A 14,989-nucleotide genomic window follows, 5' to 3' on the forward strand; every position below is an offset into this window, starting at 1 on the left:
GCAACAGGCAAGGTCAGTCATCACGTCACAAGAGGAAGCAGTGACCGCGCTCTCGCCCGGCACACCGGCGGCGCCCCACGAGATGCAGACGATCCTCCTCATCGAGGACGACGCGGGAGACGCGTTCCTCGTCGAGGAGCTGCTCGCCGGTGCGGCGACGCCTCCTAAGATCATTTGGGCGCGCAGCCTCGCCGAGAGCCGCGACCGGCTCACCGACGAGGTCCAGTGCGTGGTGGTCGACCTGTCGCTGCCCGACGCCACCGGCCTCGAGGCCCTGCGCCAGGTGATCACGATGGCGCCGGACACCGCCGTGCTGGTGCTCACCGGGCTCAACGACGCCCACGTCGGCGTCGAGGCCGTCGCCGTGGGCGCGCAGGACTACCTGGTCAAGCAGGACGTCGACGAGCGCCTGCTGGCCCGCGCCATCAGCTACGCCATCGAGCGCAAGCGCGCCGACCTCGCCCAGCGCAAGCTCGCCGACGCCCAGCACCTCAGCCGCGAGAACGCCCGCCTGGAGCACGGCCTGCTGCCCGTCCCCATGCTCAAGCCCGAGCTGGCGCGTGACGGGCTGCAACACCAGGCCCGCTACCTGCCCGGACGCCGCCAGGCCCTGCTGGCGGGCGACTTCTGGGACACCGTCCAGACCCCCGACGGGGCGGTGCACGTGGTCATCGGAGACGTCTGCGGCCACGGCCCGGACGAGGCGGCGCTCGGCGTCGCGCTGCGCATCGCCTGGCGCACGCTCGTGCTGGCCGGCCACACGGGCACCGAGTTGCTGACGACCCTGGAAGCCGTCCTGCGCAACGAACGCAAGTCCCCTGAGATCTTCACCACCATGTGCACGGTCACCATCGACCCCGGCCTGCGCACCGCCAAGCTCCACGTCGTCGGGCACCCGCCCCCCGTGTGGGTGCGCGGCGGGGTCGACGGCGGCGTCCTCGACGTCGTGCCCGACACGCCCTCCGGTCCTCCGCTCGGCATCTTCACCGACGTCGACTGGGCCACGATCGACCTCGACCTCGGCGACGACTGGTCGATGCTGCTCTACACCGACGGCCTGATCGAGGCGACGGTGGGCGGCGGGCCCGACCTGCTCGGCACCGAGGGGCTCATCCGCCTCATCCGCGAGCAGGGCGAGATCGACCTCGACCGCATCATCACCTCGGTCCAGGAGATGCACAGGGACGCGCTCAGCGACGATCTGGCCGCCGTGCTGGTCGGCCGCAGGCCCCCGCCATGACCGACCTGGCGCCCCTCCCCGCCCCCGCGCCGCCGAGCGGGGTCGGGCGCCTGCCCCTCGGGCGGTGGTTCGCCATCACCGGGATGCTCGTGGCGCTGGCCTTCGCCCTCGGGTCCGCCGTCACGGTCATGACCGTCGAGCGCCTGCGGGTCGCCCGCGTGTCGGTCGTCGACGTGATCGACCCGGCCGTCCTGCACACCCTGGAGATCTCCACCGCCCTGTCGACGCAGGAGAGCTCCATCCGCGCCTTCGGGCGCACGAACGAAGAGCAGTACCTGCGCGACTACCGGCAGGGTCTGCAGGCCGAGGCGGCCGCCACCGCCCGGCTCTCCGCCCTGGTGACCCGCATGGCCGACCCGGCCGTCCGCGCCGGCTTCGACCGGCTCACCGTCGCCTCGGCCGCGTGGCGGCGCGACTACGCCGACGTCGTCATCGCCAAGGTGCCCACGCTGAAGACCGGCACCGCGACCACCTACGCCGCGGTCAACACCCTGCGCTTCGGCGCCGTGCGCGCGGCCCTGTCGGCGCAGCAGGACCGTCTCGGCGACCTGCACGACGTCGGCAGCGCGCGCATCGAGGCGGGCTGGAAGACCTTCTACCTCGTGCTGCTCGTGATGGGCCTCGTGTTCGTCGGCGCGGCGGTGGCCTTTACGCTCATCGTCAGGTACATCGTGCTGCGGCCGATCTCCCAGCTCACCCACCAGGTGCGGGCGGTGGCGCAGGGCGACTTCGAGCACCAGCTCCAGGTGCGCCGGCCGGCCGAGCTGGCCGAGTTGTCGGGCCGCGTGGACGCCATGCGCGGGCGCATGCTGCGCGAGTGGCGCCGCGCCGCCGAGGCCCAGCGGCTGCTGTCGGACCAGGCGGCCGAGTTGCGCCGCTCCAACGCCGAGCTGGAGCAGTTCGCCTACGTGGCCAGCCACGACCTGCAGGAACCGCTGCGCAAGGTGGCGAGCTTCACCCAGATGCTGGAGCAGCGGTACGGTGACCAGCTCGACGAGCGGGCCAAGCAGTACGTCACCTTCGCCGTCGACGGCGCCAAGCGTATGCAACTCCTCATCAATGATCTGCTGAACCTTTCCCGTGTGGGCCGGGTGGGCGGCGTGAAGGCCCCGACGGACATGGAGAAGGTGCTGGACACCGCCGTGGGCAACGTCTCGGCGAAGATCGAGGACACCGACGCCGTCGTCTCGCACGACCCGATGCCCACGGTGTTCGGGGACCGCGTGCTGCTCGCCCAGCTCCTGCAGAACCTCATCGGCAATGCCTTGAAGTTCCGTTCGGAACGGACGCCGCACATCCACATCTCCGCCCGGCAGGAGGGCGACATGTGGGAGTTCGCCTGCGCGGACAACGGCATAGGCATCGACAGCAAGTACGCTGATCGGATCTTCCTGATATTTCAGCGCTTGCACCCACGGGACGTATATCCCGGAACCGGCATCGGCCTGGCTCTGTGCAGGAAGATCGTCGAGTACCACGGCGGCAAGATCTGGCTGGACGAGCCAGACCCCGGCAACCCGGGCACCACGTTCCGCTGGACCCTGCCCGCGATCACTGGAGATCAGCATGGATGACTACCGCTTCATCGACGTCCTGCTCGTCGAGGACGACCCTGGAGACGTCCTGCTGACCAAGGAGGCGTTCGAGCACAACAAGGTGCAGAACAAGCTGCACGTCGTCAGCGACGGCGAGCAGGCCATGGCCTTCCTGCGCCAGGAGGACCCCTACTTCGACGCGCCGCGGCCCGACCTGATCCTCCTCGACCTCAACCTGCCCCGTAAGGACGGCAGAGAGGTGCTGGAGGACATCAAGGCCGACGCCGCCCTGCGGAGCATCCCCGTGGTGGTGCTCACGACCTCCGAGGCCGAGGAGGACATCCTGCGCAGTTACCACCTGCACGCCAACGCCTACGTGGCCAAGCCGGTCGACTTCGACCAGTTCATCAAAGTGGTCCGTCAGATCGACGATTTCTTCGTGACGGTCGTGAAACTGCCAAAGAACGGTCAACGTCTGTAGGCCCTGACACGGGGGTGACAGGGACGTGACAGGAATCACACGAGGTCGGCCGAAAAAGTGAGTGACCCTTCTCACACGCGGGGTACCCAGGGTCGTAACGTAGAGCCCCACCGGCCCGCGCGCGGCTGTGCGACCGGCGCGAACCACGACGCGCGCGGCATCCAGCCCTACGTGAAAGCCTCGGACCCTCACCTTTGACACCAGAGGGGTCCGCGGGAGGTGGAGAGTTCTCCGATGACCCAGACAACGGCCGGCCGGCCGATCAACGAACCGGGGCAGAGGAAGCAGCGGGCCCAGATCACGGCCCGCACCCTGCGCACGGACCGATGGTGGCTCGCACCGGCCATCACCTTCGCGGCGCTCGCGTCATTCCTCGTCTACGGTTTTTGGGCGATCTTCGACAAGAGTTACTTCGTCGAGCCCTACATCGCCCCCTTCTCGTCGCCCTGCCTCGCGACCTCCTGCCCTGAGGGCGCGCGGTTCCTCGGGCTCGCGCCGTTCGGCGACTGGTGGACGCTGCCGCCCGGCATTCTCATCCTCGGCCTGCCGGCAGGTTTCCGTCTCACCTGTTACTACTACCGCAAGGGTTACTACCGCGCGTTCTGGCTCTCGCCGCCCGCCTGCTCGGTGGCCGAGCCGCACAAGAAGTACACCGGTGAGACCCGCCTTCCGCTGATCCTGCAGAACATCCACCGGTACTTCTTCTACGGGGCGATCCTCATCGCCCTGGTGCTCACCTGGGACGCGGTGCTGGCCCTGCGGGACGCGAACGGCAACTGGGGCCACGTGGGCCTCGGCACGGTCATCCTGTGGATCAACGTGGTGCTGATCTGGGCGTACACCTTGAGCTGCCACTCCTGCCGGCACATCACGGCCGGGCGGCTCAACCACTTCTCCAAGCACCCGGTGCGCTACAAGATGTGGACCTTCGTCTCCAAGCTGAACCGGCGGCACATGCTTCTGGCCTGGCTCTCCATGTACTCGGTCATGATCGCCGACCTCTACGTGCGGCTCGTCGCCAAGGGCATCGTCAACTTCCCGTTCGCGTAAGGAACACCAGTGGATATCGAGCGTCACGAATACGACGTCGTCGTCATCGGAGCGGGCGGCGCGGGCCTGCGGGCGGCGATCGAGGCCCGGCAGCAGGGCAAGCGAACGGCCATCGTCTGCAAGTCCCTGTTCGGCAAGGCCCACACGGTCATGGCCGAGGGCGGGGCCGCGGCGGCCATGGGCAACGTCAACCCGGCCGACAACTGGATGGTGCACTTCCGTGACACCATGCGCGGCGGGAAGTTCCTCAACAACTGGCGCATGGCCGAACTGCACGCCAAGGAGGCCCCCGACCGGGTCTGGGAGCTGGAGGCCTGGGGCGCGCTGTTCGACCGCACCAAGGACGGCAAGATCAGCCAGCGCAACTTCGGCGGCCACGAGTACCCGCGCCTGGCCCACGTCGGCGACCGCACCGGCCTGGAGCTGATCCGCACCCTCCAGCAGCGCGTCGTCGCCCTCCAGCAGGAGGACGAGAAGCTGCACGGCGACCCCGAGGCCTACATCAAGGTCTTCGCCGAGTGCACGATCACCGAGCTGCTGAAGGACGGCCCCGGCCCCGAGGCCGCCATCAGCGGCGCTTTCGGCTACTGGCGCGAGACCGGCCGGCTGATCTGCTTCGACGCCCCCGCGGTGGTCCTGGCCACCGGCGGCATCGGCAAGTCCTACGTGGTGACCTCCAACTCCTGGGAGTACACCGGCGACGGGCACGCGCTCGCGCTGCTCGCCGGGGCCAAGCTGATCAACATGGAGTTCATCCAGTTCCACCCGACCGGCATGGTGTGGCCGCCGTCGGTGCGCGGCATCCTCGTCACCGAGTCCGTGCGCGGCGACGGCGGGGTGCTGCGCAACTCCGAGGGCAAGCGGTTCATGTTCGACTACATCCCCGAGGTGTTCAAGGACAAGTACGCCACCACCGAGGAGGAGGCCGACCGCTGGTACGACGACCAGGCGAACAACCGCCGCCCTCCGGAGCTGCTGCCCCGTGACGAGGTCGCCCGCGCGATCAACTCCGAGGTCAAGGCGGGACGCAACTCCCCGCACGGCGGGGTGTTCCTGGACGTGTCGAGCCGGCTGCCCGCCGCCGAGATCATCAAGCGGCTGCCCTCGATGCACCACCAGTTCAAGGAGCTCGCCGACGTCGACATCACCGCCGAGCCGATGGAAGTGGGCCCGACCTGCCACTACATCATGGGCGGCGTGGAGGTCGACGCCGACACCGGCGCTTCCTCGGTGCCCGGCCTGTTCGCGGCCGGCGAGGTCTCCGGCGGCATGCACGGCTCCAACCGGCTCGGCGGCAACTCGCTGTCGGACCTGCTGGTGTTCGGACGCCGCGCCGGCGCGGGCGCCGCCGAGTACATCGACGGCCTCGCCGCCCGTCCGGTCACCCCGGCCGAGACGATGAAGAGCGCCGAGATCGAGGCCGTGGCCCCCCTCTCGCGGACCGGCGGGGAGAACCCCTACGAGGTGCACCACGAGCTGCAACGCACCATGAACGAGCTCGTCGGCATCATCCGCAAGGCCGAGGAGGTCAAGGAGGCCCTGGAGGTCGTCGAGAAGCTCAAGGAGCGCGCGGCCAACACCGGCGCGCCGGGCGGGCGCATCTACAACCCCGGCTGGCACCTGGCCATCGACCTGCGCAACATGCTGCTGGTGTCGGAGTGCGTGGCGCGCGCGGCGCTGATCCGCGAGGAGAGCCGCGGCGGGCACACCCGCGACGACTTCCCCGCCATGTCGGCCGAGTGGCGCCGCCGGCTGCTGCGGTGCGCGGTCACCCCCGACGGCGAGGTCACCGTCGAGGAGGTCGATCAGCCCTCCATGCGCGACGACCTGATCCAACTGTTCGACCGGGCGGAGCTCAGTAAGTACGTCACCGCCGAGGAGCTGGCGGACTACGACGCGCTCGTTAAGGAGTCCTGATGGGTTACAAGGCCAAGTTCCGCATCTGGCGCGGCGAAGGCGGCGAGGGCAAGCTCGAGGACTTCGTCGTCGAGGTCAACGAGGGCGAGGTGGTCCTCGACGTCATCCACAGGCTCCAGGCCACGCAGACCCCCGACCTGGCGGTGCGCTGGAACTGCAAGGCCGGCAAGTGCGGCTCCTGCTCGATGGAGATCAACGGCAGGCCCCGGCTGGGATGCATGACGCGGATGTCCACCTTCGAGGAGGACGAGACGATCACCGTGACCCCGATGCGGACCTTCCCCGTCATCAAGGACCTGGTCACGGACGTGTCGTTCAACTACCAGAAGGCGCGGGAGATCCCGTCGTTCACCCCGCCGCAGGGCGTCGAGCCCGGCGAGTACCGCATGCAGCAGATCGACGTCGAGCGGTCCCAGGAGTTCCGCAAGTGCATCGAGTGCTTCATGTGCAACAACGTCTGCCACGTGATCCGTGACCACGAGGAGAACAAGGCGGCGTTCGCGGGCCCGCGGTTCCTCATGCGCATCGCCGAGCTGGACATGCACCCCTACGACGTGGCCGACCGCAAGCAGTCGGCGCAGGAGGAGCACGGCCTCGGCTACTGCAACATCACCAAGTGCTGCACCGAGGTCTGCCCCGAGCACATCAAGATCACTGACAACGCGCTGATCCCGATGAAGGAGCGCGTCGTCGACCGCAAGTACGACCCGCTGGTCTGGCTCGGCAACAAGATCTTCAAGCGCTCCGGCGCGTCCGGTTCCACCACCGGCAAGACCGGCTGACCGCAGCCCACCCCCCAGCCCGAGACCGCCGGTCTCGGGCTGGTCCGTTTCCGGCGGCCTTCCTTGTATCAAGCCGGTCGTTTCCGGCGGCAGTGGAGGGATCTTCGCCGCGCCGCCTCCGGCGCGACCGGCGCATGGCAGGCGGACCTGGCGGTGGCCGGCTCTCGCGGCGGATCAGCCCTCACGGCGGAGGCGGACGGCTGCGGCAGAGGCCGCCGCGCCGGATCGGCTCCGGCCGCGGAGACGGGCCGCGTGGGTCAGCCCTTGCGGCGGAGGCGGCCGAAGAGGCCGAGGAGTCCGGCGCTCGGCTTGTCGGCCGGGACGGCGCCGGGGAGCGGCGCCTGCAGGGTCGTGTCGCGCGCGCCGGCGTCCGGCGTCCATGGCCCTGGAGCGAGCTGATCGCCGTTCTGCGGCCCTGTGCCGGGCATGGCGAGGCCGGAACCCGCGCCGGGGCCGGCGGGCCCCTGTGCGTCCGCACGGGGCCACGGCTCGGCGGCGCCGGTCATCCCGGCCGGCAGCGCGATCGGGCCGCCGTCGCCCGGGTGCCCGTACCCGGGGTGCCCCTGCTCGTACACCACGCCGTACCCCTGCGGGTCGTACGGCAGACCGTACCCCTGCGGGTCCTGGGCGCCGTACCCCTGGGGCGCGCCGGGCACGTTCGGATAGCCCTGAACCGGGACGAAGCTGATGATCGGCGCGTAGGCAGTGCCGCCGTGGTAGATCGGGTAACCCGGCAGCGGCAGGCCGGCGGGGAGCTCGTCGCCGCGGTGCCTGCCCGGCGAGCGCGGGCCCGCCTTGCGTACCGCCGCCGCGTGCGCCAGCCGCCGCACCCGGCCCTCGAAGATCAGCACGCCGAGCATCACCAGGACGGCCAGCAGCACGCCGGGGATGGCGAGCTTCCTGCTCAGCGTGAGCTGGTCGTACTCGGGAGAGGCGTTGCGGATCTCGATCGGCACCGAGTCGGGCGTCGGGTCGTCGAACGACGCGGCCGCGTCCAGGGACTCCGTGGGGCTCGGCGTCGGCGTCGGGCTCGCCAGTGCCAGCGACACCATCGGGTCGGGCGCCGGCGTCTCCACGGGCTGGGTGGTGGGGGTGATGAGCGGCGCGCTGGTCGGGATCGCCGGCGCGGTGGTGAGCGGCGTGCTCTCAAGGGTGGGCGGCGGCGCGAGCGGAGCCGTCTTGGTGGCCGTCGCCGTCGGCTTGGGCTTGGGGGGCTTCGTCGCCGTCTTGGTCGGCCGCGGGGTGACGGTCCTGGTGCGGGTGACCGTCGGGTCAGGGCTCGTCGTGATCGTCACCGTCACGGTGGGATCGGGCTCCGGAGTGTCCAGCGGGCCGGCCCCGGGGTCGTCGGTGATGGTCGGGTCGGTCGGCTCCACCTGGTCAGTGGGGTCGGCCATCACGACCTGGGCCGCGTTCGCCCGGGGCGCGGTCATCGGCGCCGTGGCGAGCAGGACGACGCCGGTCAGGCCGAGCGCCCCCAACACCGCGGACACGGCCGTCACATGCACGCGTCCGCTCACCGATGCCGCCTTCCGAGGTGCCACCCTGCCGATCACTACGAAAGTCTAGACCGGCCAAAGTAACAGTAAAGGGTGTTTGAGCCTCAGAGCTCCTTCGACTGCCCGGTTTTCCGCGCCGCGAACCTGCGCCGAAGCCTCAGTTGCAACCACAACGCGCCGACCAGGATCACCACCGCCGCCCCGGCGGCGGGCAGGCCGCGGACCATTTCGAGTTCGTCGTCCCCCGCATCGGCCATCAGCCCCTGCCTGGCGGGGCGAGGATCCTGCGGCAGCGGAGCCCCCGCCGAGGACCCCTGTGGCCCTCCTCCGGGCACGGCGCCCGGCAGGACCGCCCCAGGAGCGACCCCCGCGCCGGCCCCGGTACCGCCCCCCGGAACGGCGGACCCGGCCGCGCCCCGCGGACCGGCCCCCGGAGCACCGGGAGCGCCGGCCCCGGAAGCACCGCCCGGAACGCCCCCGGGAACGATCCCCGGAACGCCTCCTGGAACGCCCCCTGGAACGGCCGCCCCGGGAACAGCCGCTCCCGGCACGCCCCCCGGACCGACGAGGCCCGGCACACCGCCCGGAACACCGCCGCCCGGAACGACGCGGACCGGCACACCGCCCGGAGCTACGCCACCCGGGGCGCCCATGGCCTGCCCCGGCCGGGGCCGGACGGCGCCCGGCCGTGCTCCCGCCGCCAGCGGAACCGTCCCCACCTGTCCCGGAAGCATCCGTCCCGCACCGCTCTGGCCGGCGACGGCCCCCCGTCCCTGCACCTTGGTCCGCCCCGGCGCGCCCGTCCCTGAATGGCCCTTGCCGGGGAGGCCCGCCTCAGCACGGCCCTGCCCAGGCACGGCGCCCGGCCCTCGGCCGGGGACGCGGCCCGCGATGACCGTCCCGGCCTGCCCGGCGATCGGGCCCCGCGCCCCGGCCTGCCCGGGGACCCCGCCGTAGGGCTGGACGCGCGGCGCCGCCTTCGCGCTCGGGGCCTTGCCCGCGCCCGGAGCGATGACCGGGCCCCTGACCTGCGCGGGACTCGGCACCGGCGCGGGCGGCGCGGGCGGCATCGCCAGGGGCAGCCGTACGCCGGCGCCCATCGGCGGCATCGCCCGGGGCGCCCACGCCGGCGCCCCAAGGGGCATGGGGCCGGGAAGGTGCGCCGGGCCGGCGAAATACGCGGAACGGGGACGAAGCCACTGATCGGGACGCGCCGGGACACCCGGGGCCGGGTGCGGGAGAGACGGCATCGGTCCGGCGACGACCGCGTCCGGACGCGCGTCGCCGGAGTCCGTCCCGGCCATGGCCCGCGACGCCTCGGGCCTGATCGCCCGATGCCGCTTACCCGTCTTGCCCGTCTTGCCCGTCTTGCCGTGGGACTTTCCCTCACCGGCCGCCGAATCCCCGGCCTCACGACCGCCGGCGGCCGACCCCGCGACCTCACCGTCACCGGCCGCCGATCCCTCGACCTCACGGCCACCGACCGCCCCCTCGGCCTCACGGCCACCCGGCTGCGCGCCCACGACGGCACGATCATCGACCGAGGGGACCACGGCCCCAGGGCTCGCGAGCAAGGGAGGTGCGACGCTTTCGGCGGGACGGCCTCCGGCGAGTTCGGGCACGGAGCCAGGCTTGGCGGCCGGGCTTTCGGGCTTGGCCTTGTGGTCGGCTCCGGCCTGCTCGGACCCGGAGCCCTGTGCCGGTTCGGGGCCGGTGGGGCCTACTGACGGAGTGCGGGGGCGGGCGTCGGGGCGCTGAGGCGGTGACGCCGGACCTGCGGGAGTTCGCTTGCCGGACGTGCCCGGCTTGTCGGCCGAGATATCGGCGTCATCCGTGTCGCCGAGGTCGCGGGTGTCGCGGCCCGTGACGTCGCCCGTGGTGTCGCCCGTGGTGTCGCCCGTGCCGGTCGTCGCGCCGATGCTCTCCGGGTCGTCATCGTCGCCACCGGCCGTGGAGCGCCTGCCGCCGGGCTTCACGCCCCACGCCGCGTGATCGGCCAGAAGGGCGGCGCCGTCACCGCGTGCCTCGCCGCCCGCCGGTCCGCTTTCGCCCGCCGCGACGCCGTCCGGCGGTACCTCGCCCGGGGACTGGCTGGCGGCCGGACCGGGGAGCAGGCCGTCGGTGGCCTTGAGGTCCCCGAACCCCTTGTCGTCGATGAGCAGCTTGGCCTCGGCCGTGCGCCGGATCCACTGGACGCCGGCGGGGTCGCGCAGGTGGGCGATGGCGGTGACGCCGACCTGCTCCGCCTCGCGCGGCACTCGCACCGCGACGTCGACGTCCTTGGTGCCGGCGATCTCCTTGAAATCGCACACGCGCAGGCGCGCGTCGGGCCGCACCGGCGTGCGGGCGAGGTCCTCGCAGCCGACGGAGGACAGCGCCCCCTCGGGGCTGGCGGACACCGCCACCCTGGCCCGCCCGGTCTGCGCGTCGAGGCGGACGCGGAAGTGCAGGACGTCCCCCGCCCGGACCGGCCCCGCCTTCTCCGCAGGCCGCCCGGCGAGCATCAGGCGGACGGTGAGCTTGGCGGCATCGACGGACTCTGGCGGGTCCATCGACCCGCGTTCCGCCGCGCGCGCGAGGAGCGGCGAGGTGCCGCTTCCCAGCACCAGCGCGCCGGCGCCGACTCCGACGACGGACATCACCCGAGCACGTTGCCACCAACCGGCCACCGCAGAACCCCGTTCCCCCGATACGATGCGCGACAAACACATCACTGTCCGTGACTGTTATCTCACACCTCGGCGGCGTTCAACCCTGGGGGATCAGATCTTCCACGACCCGGACGACCGGTAGGTCGGCGGGCAACCAGGCGATGTCGTAGAGCTCGTCAGGAGCGAGCCACCGGAGCGCCAAGTGCTCAAGGGGGTGCGGCACGCCGGAGGTGAGCCGGGCCAGCCAGACGCGCATGACGTACCCGGGACTGAGCGGCCAGTCGCCGCCGACACGGTCGCCCACCGCGATGCCGACGCCGAGTTCCTCGTGGCACTCGCGGATCAGCGCCTCCTGGTCGCTCTCTCCCGGATCGACCTTGCCGCCGGGGAACTCCCACCCGCCGGCCATCGCCGGCGGTCCCGCGCGCTGGGCGGCCAGCAGTCTGCCCCCTTCGACGATGGCCGCCGCCACAACAATCTTCTCCATGCGGGTAAAGACTAGGGAGTCTGCCCGGATCGCGCCGCCGGAGGCCGCCAACCGGCGCTCAGATCAAGGGTGACCCCCATCGATCCCCCAGTCGACCTTCGGCCGCGGCGGCGGGCCGCCGGGGGTGATCTCGGGCAGGCCGCCGGGCAGGTGGTACCGGACCCGCCACTTGTACCAGCCGCCCCCGGCCACGGGGCCGCCGTCCGGACCGCGACCGGGGGTCTGCTCGATCTCGGAGTAGGCGGGCAGCAGCGAACGGGGGTCGATGTAGTAGACCGCGTGGTAGCCGCTGTTCATCGCGCCGCGGTAGCTGTAGGGGTGCGCCTGCGGGTCGAGGCCCGACGCCTTGAACGACCACATCAGCGCCTGCCCGCCGTAGTACAGTCCGTCGGCCCGCTTGACCGGCGTCAGGTCCACGACCTGCCGGAGGTACCGCCTGCCCTTGACCTCGGCGAGCCGGGGCGCGGCCGGGTTGACCAGGCCCTTGTACTCCTCCCGCAGGTGCGCGATCCAGGCGTCCGCCTGGGCGGCGGTCATGCCGCCGGAGGAGAGGTTGTCGGTGATGTAGCGGTAGGCCGACTTCGTCTGGCACATGGGGTCGCCGGTGCCGCGGTCGGTCCAGTTCTCGAAGCGGTAGCTGTACAGGTAGGCGTGGCCGTCGACGCAGACCGACATCGGAGCCCCCTGGTCGGCCGCTCCCCAGGCCAGGCGCCACTGCTTGGTGCGGTAGTCGAAGCCGCTCTCCCAGACGTAGTCGGGCTTGGCGGCCTGGAACCTGCCGTGATCGGTGTACGACTCCTCGGTGATGCGCATGACCGGTTGCATGGCGGTCGCCCTGAAGCTCGCGAAGAAGAGCGCGGCCGGGTCGATCTTCGCGACGTCCTGCGCGGTGAGCGTGCCCTTTTTGAGCGCCTCGAGCCCGGACCGGCCGGCGTCCGGCCCGGCGCCGCCGCCACCGCCCAAGTTTCGCCAGACCAGCCAGCCGCCCGTCGCCACCCCGCACACCACGACCAAGGACACCACCACGGCCAGGACCGCCCGTCCCTTCTTCTTCGGCCGGGACGGGGGCGGCGGCGGGTAGCCCTGCCGCGGCGCGTACGGCGGCTGGGGCGGCGGGTACCAGGTCGGCTGCGGCGGACCCTGCGGCGGCGGGCCTTGGGACGGCGGCCCCTGGGGCGGCGGACCTTGCGGTGGGTGTCCCGGGAGCGGATGCCCCTGAGGCGGGGGTCCCGGAAGCGGATGTCCTTGCGGCGGTCCGCCGTGTGGACGCCGGTCGCCCGGCTCGTTCGGATCCCCCGACCACTGCGCCACGCGGCCTCCCCGGTCGTCCCTTCAAGTGCCGGTCGGCCACGCTAGCAGTGTCCCGGCCCCGCCCGGCGATCTCCCGCATATCCCGCATATCCCGCGGATCACGACCGCGGCGGGGAACCACATCGGTCCCGGCGGGTCGCCGCGCGGGCCGTCCTCGCCGTCCTGGCGCCGCTCATGGCCGTCCCGGTCGCCGGAGCGCTCCTGGAGGCGTCGTACGCCTCGTCGATGTGGTTCGGCCAGGAGGGAGGCGCCGAGCACGCGGGTCAGGTGCGGAGGCGTTTGAGCTGGGCCAGGACGTCCTCGTTGCGCAGGGGGCGGGTGTAGCCGACGATGTTGGGGCGCTCGCGGTAGGTGGTGACCTTGATCGGGCCGCAGAGGGTGCACCGGGCCTCGATCATCTTGCCCGGAGAGACGACCATGCCGACGTGCCCGGGGTTGTCGGACGACGTCCCCGGGCCGGCGTTGAAGAAGACCAGGTCGCCGGCCTGCTCCTCGCCCTTCTTGATCTTCACGCCGAACGGCCACTGGCCGAAGGTGGTGCGCGGGATGGACAGCCCGGCCGACCGGTAGGCCATGTAGATGATCCCCGAGCAGTCGAACCCCGCCGGTCCCGTGCCGCCCCAGATGTAGGGCTTGCCGCGCTGGGCCAGCGCGTAGGCGAGGATGTCGCGGACGACCTGGTCCGGAGCGGCCTCCACGATCGGGGGGTCGCAGTCGGGGTCGGCCTCGGGCGGCAGGTCGAGCGTGCCGCTGGTCGCGTAGCGGCGCGCGATCTCCAGCACCTGCTCGACGTACCACATGGCGTGGTTGTAGACGAACAGCGCGCGTTTGAGGTCACCGGGGGCGCCGTTGCGCTTGAGCATCTTGGCGGCGCCGAGGATGGCGTCGGCCGGGTTGTAGACGTCGCCCCAGCCGTCGCCGTCGCCGTCGGAGGCGTACCCGCTGAACTTCGACGGGATCTTGATCTTCGCCTTGCCGCCCCACGTGCTGATCAGGAACTGCATGGGACCCGCGGCGCCCGCGTAGTTCGTCCCGCTCTTCACGCCCGCGAGGGTGGACCGGCCGTGGTCGGTCTCGCGCTTGCCCACGGCCGCGAGCACCGTCCACTGGACGCCGATCTTCTTGCCGTGCTTCTTGTAGAGCTGGAGGTAGTCGGCGGGGATGTCGGAGCGGGCGGTGTCGGACACGTTGGTCACGTTGACGACCCCGCTGTCGCCGTTCGCGCAGTCGGTGGTCACGCCGCTTCCGCCGCCGAGGAAGGAGGGGAAGGTGCTCATGAGCATGGGCGCCATGACGAGCGTGATCAGCACGACTCCGGCCAGCCCCAGGAGGAGCGCGACGCGCACCCGTGAGGTCACTGCGTGGTCCCCTCGCCGGTGTCCCCGTTCTCCCCCGTGTCGGCCCCTCCGGGGTCTCCGTCCTGGCCGGCGTCGGCGGGCTGCAGGTCGAAGACCCGCCAGTCGGTGCCGACCTGGGTGAGGGTGACCGCGTAGTCGGCGCTGCGGTTCTGCGGCCCGCTCTTGGCCGTGATGCGCTGGGCCGCGGTCACCACCAGGACGATCGACCCCGCCGAGATGTCGCGGATGGACTTCAGCCGGCCCGTGCCCTGCGAGACGACCTCGTCGGCGCGGTTCTGCTCCACGGTGGCCGGCGTGGTCACGTCACGGGCCAGGACGGCGCCGAACTCGCCGGTGGTGAACGCCTTCAGCCGCTCGGCGTAGGAGGCGGGGTCCTCGTCGTAGCGGTAGGTGGCGTACGAGGCCGCGAACCGCTGGGCGGTGTCGGCCGCCTGGGCGATCTGCTCGCGCGAGAGCGGCAGGTAGCCGTAGATGTCGAACGTGCCGGGGGTGATCGCCGGCGCCGGCGAGGCCGCTGAGGACGGCGGCGGCGCCGCGGTCGTGGTGGTGACCACGCCGGGCGGCAGCTCGCCGTCGCCGCCGGAGGCCGGGCGCATCGACAGATAGATGCCCACGGCCGCCAGGGCGACGACCACCCCGGCGAAGACGAGACCCCGCCGGTCGTTCACCTGCACCATC

The 14,989-nt window shown here is 71.7% G+C and carries 12 protein-coding genes; 6 read left to right on the top strand and 6 right to left on the bottom strand.

All coding sequences use genetic code 11. The features are described 5' to 3' along the window. Positions 1–40: 40 nt before the first annotated feature. From ACFQSB_RS27355 to ACFQSB_RS27380, 6 genes are all read left to right on the top strand, one after another. Entirely contained in the window at positions 41–1,240 is a 1,200-nt protein-coding gene (locus tag ACFQSB_RS27355) for a PP2C family protein-serine/threonine phosphatase (RefSeq protein ID WP_354840253.1), read from the top strand. Then, complete coding sequence (locus tag ACFQSB_RS27360) at positions 1,237–2,814, top strand: sensor histidine kinase (protein ID WP_380829786.1); 1,578 nt, start codon at positions 1,237–1,239, stop codon at positions 2,812–2,814. Before ACFQSB_RS27355 ends, ACFQSB_RS27360 begins: the two co-directional genes overlap by 4 nt. After that, on the top strand, positions 2,807–3,256 hold the full coding sequence (locus tag ACFQSB_RS27365; protein ID WP_354922864.1) for a response regulator: 450 nt from the start codon (positions 2,807–2,809) through the stop codon (positions 3,254–3,256). The genes ACFQSB_RS27360 and ACFQSB_RS27365 overlap by 8 nt, the downstream gene beginning before the upstream one ends. Before the next feature lie 234 nt (positions 3,257–3,490). Then, positions 3,491–4,306, top strand: a complete 816-nt coding sequence (locus ACFQSB_RS27370) for a hypothetical protein (RefSeq protein WP_380829787.1) — start codon at positions 3,491–3,493, stop codon at positions 4,304–4,306. 9 nt (positions 4,307–4,315) lie between these two features. Further along, the gene (locus ACFQSB_RS27375) at positions 4,316–6,223 is read left to right on the top strand and encodes a fumarate reductase/succinate dehydrogenase flavoprotein subunit (RefSeq protein WP_380829788.1); all 1,908 of its coding nucleotides are present in this window, start codon (positions 4,316–4,318) and stop codon (positions 6,221–6,223) included. Then, on the top strand, positions 6,223–7,005 hold the full coding sequence (locus tag ACFQSB_RS27380) for a succinate dehydrogenase/fumarate reductase iron-sulfur subunit (RefSeq protein ID WP_354922855.1): 783 nt from the start codon (positions 6,223–6,225) through the stop codon (positions 7,003–7,005). The genes ACFQSB_RS27375 and ACFQSB_RS27380 overlap by 1 nt, the downstream gene beginning before the upstream one ends. Before the next feature lie 257 nt (positions 7,006–7,262). Here the strand turns inward: ACFQSB_RS27380 and ACFQSB_RS27385 are convergent, their stop codons facing one another. From ACFQSB_RS27385 to ACFQSB_RS27410, 6 genes are all read right to left on the bottom strand, one after another. Next, positions 7,263–8,525 carry a hypothetical protein gene (locus tag ACFQSB_RS27385; RefSeq protein WP_380829789.1) on the bottom strand — a complete coding sequence of 421 codons (1,263 nt, stop codon included), beginning with the start codon at positions 8,523–8,525 and terminating at the stop codon, positions 7,263–7,265. An 83-nt stretch (positions 8,526–8,608) separates the two neighbouring features. Next, on the bottom strand, positions 8,609–11,143 hold the full coding sequence (locus tag ACFQSB_RS27390) for a hypothetical protein (RefSeq protein ID WP_380829790.1): 2,535 nt from the start codon (positions 11,141–11,143) through the stop codon (positions 8,609–8,611). 109 nt (positions 11,144–11,252) lie between these two features. Continuing rightward, a complete protein-coding gene (locus ACFQSB_RS27395) occupies positions 11,253–11,642 on the bottom strand; it encodes a (deoxy)nucleoside triphosphate pyrophosphohydrolase (RefSeq protein ID WP_354922846.1) in 390 nt (129 codons plus the stop codon). 63 nt (positions 11,643–11,705) lie between these two features. Next, on the bottom strand, positions 11,706–12,668 hold the full coding sequence (locus tag ACFQSB_RS27400) for a hypothetical protein (RefSeq protein WP_380829791.1): 963 nt from the start codon (positions 12,666–12,668) through the stop codon (positions 11,706–11,708). Positions 12,669–13,216: 548 nt separating this feature from the next. Then, positions 13,217–14,311, bottom strand: a complete 1,095-nt coding sequence (locus ACFQSB_RS27405; RefSeq protein WP_380829792.1) for a C40 family peptidase — start codon at positions 14,309–14,311, stop codon at positions 13,217–13,219. Further along, positions 14,308–14,988, bottom strand: a complete 681-nt coding sequence (locus ACFQSB_RS27410) for a hypothetical protein (RefSeq protein ID WP_380829793.1) — start codon at positions 14,986–14,988, stop codon at positions 14,308–14,310. The genes ACFQSB_RS27405 and ACFQSB_RS27410 overlap by 4 nt, the downstream gene beginning before the upstream one ends. Position 14,989: the final 1 nt, after the last annotated feature.

It is taken from the genome of Sphaerisporangium rhizosphaerae (assembly GCF_042665155.1).
Taxonomy (GTDB): domain Bacteria; phylum Actinomycetota; class Actinomycetes; order Streptosporangiales; family Streptosporangiaceae; genus Sphaerisporangium; species Sphaerisporangium rhizosphaerae.

What these genes read in the sequence shown, in the direction of transcription:
- ACFQSB_RS27360 (WP_380829786.1), top strand. Translation starts at nt 1,237, where the DNA reads ATGACCGACCTGGCGCCCCTCCCCGCCCCCGCGCCGCCGAGCGGGGTC.
- ACFQSB_RS27365 (WP_354922864.1), top strand. Translation starts at nt 2,807, where the DNA reads ATGGATGACTACCGCTTCATCGACGTCCTGCTCGTCGAGGACGACCCT.
- ACFQSB_RS27370 (WP_380829787.1), top strand. Translation starts at nt 3,491, where the DNA reads ATGACCCAGACAACGGCCGGCCGGCCGATCAACGAACCGGGGCAGAGG.
- ACFQSB_RS27380 (WP_354922855.1), top strand. Translation starts at nt 6,223, where the DNA reads ATGGGTTACAAGGCCAAGTTCCGCATCTGGCGCGGCGAAGGCGGCGAG.
- ACFQSB_RS27390 (WP_380829790.1), bottom strand. Translation starts at nt 11,143, where the DNA reads ATGTCCGTCGTCGGAGTCGGCGCCGGCGCGCTGGTGCTGGGAAGCGGC.
- ACFQSB_RS27395 (WP_354922846.1), bottom strand. Translation starts at nt 11,642, where the DNA reads ATGGAGAAGATTGTTGTGGCGGCGGCCATCGTCGAAGGGGGCAGACTG.
- ACFQSB_RS27410 (WP_380829793.1), bottom strand. Translation starts at nt 14,988, where the DNA reads ATGGTGCAGGTGAACGACCGGCGGGGTCTCGTCTTCGCCGGGGTGGTC.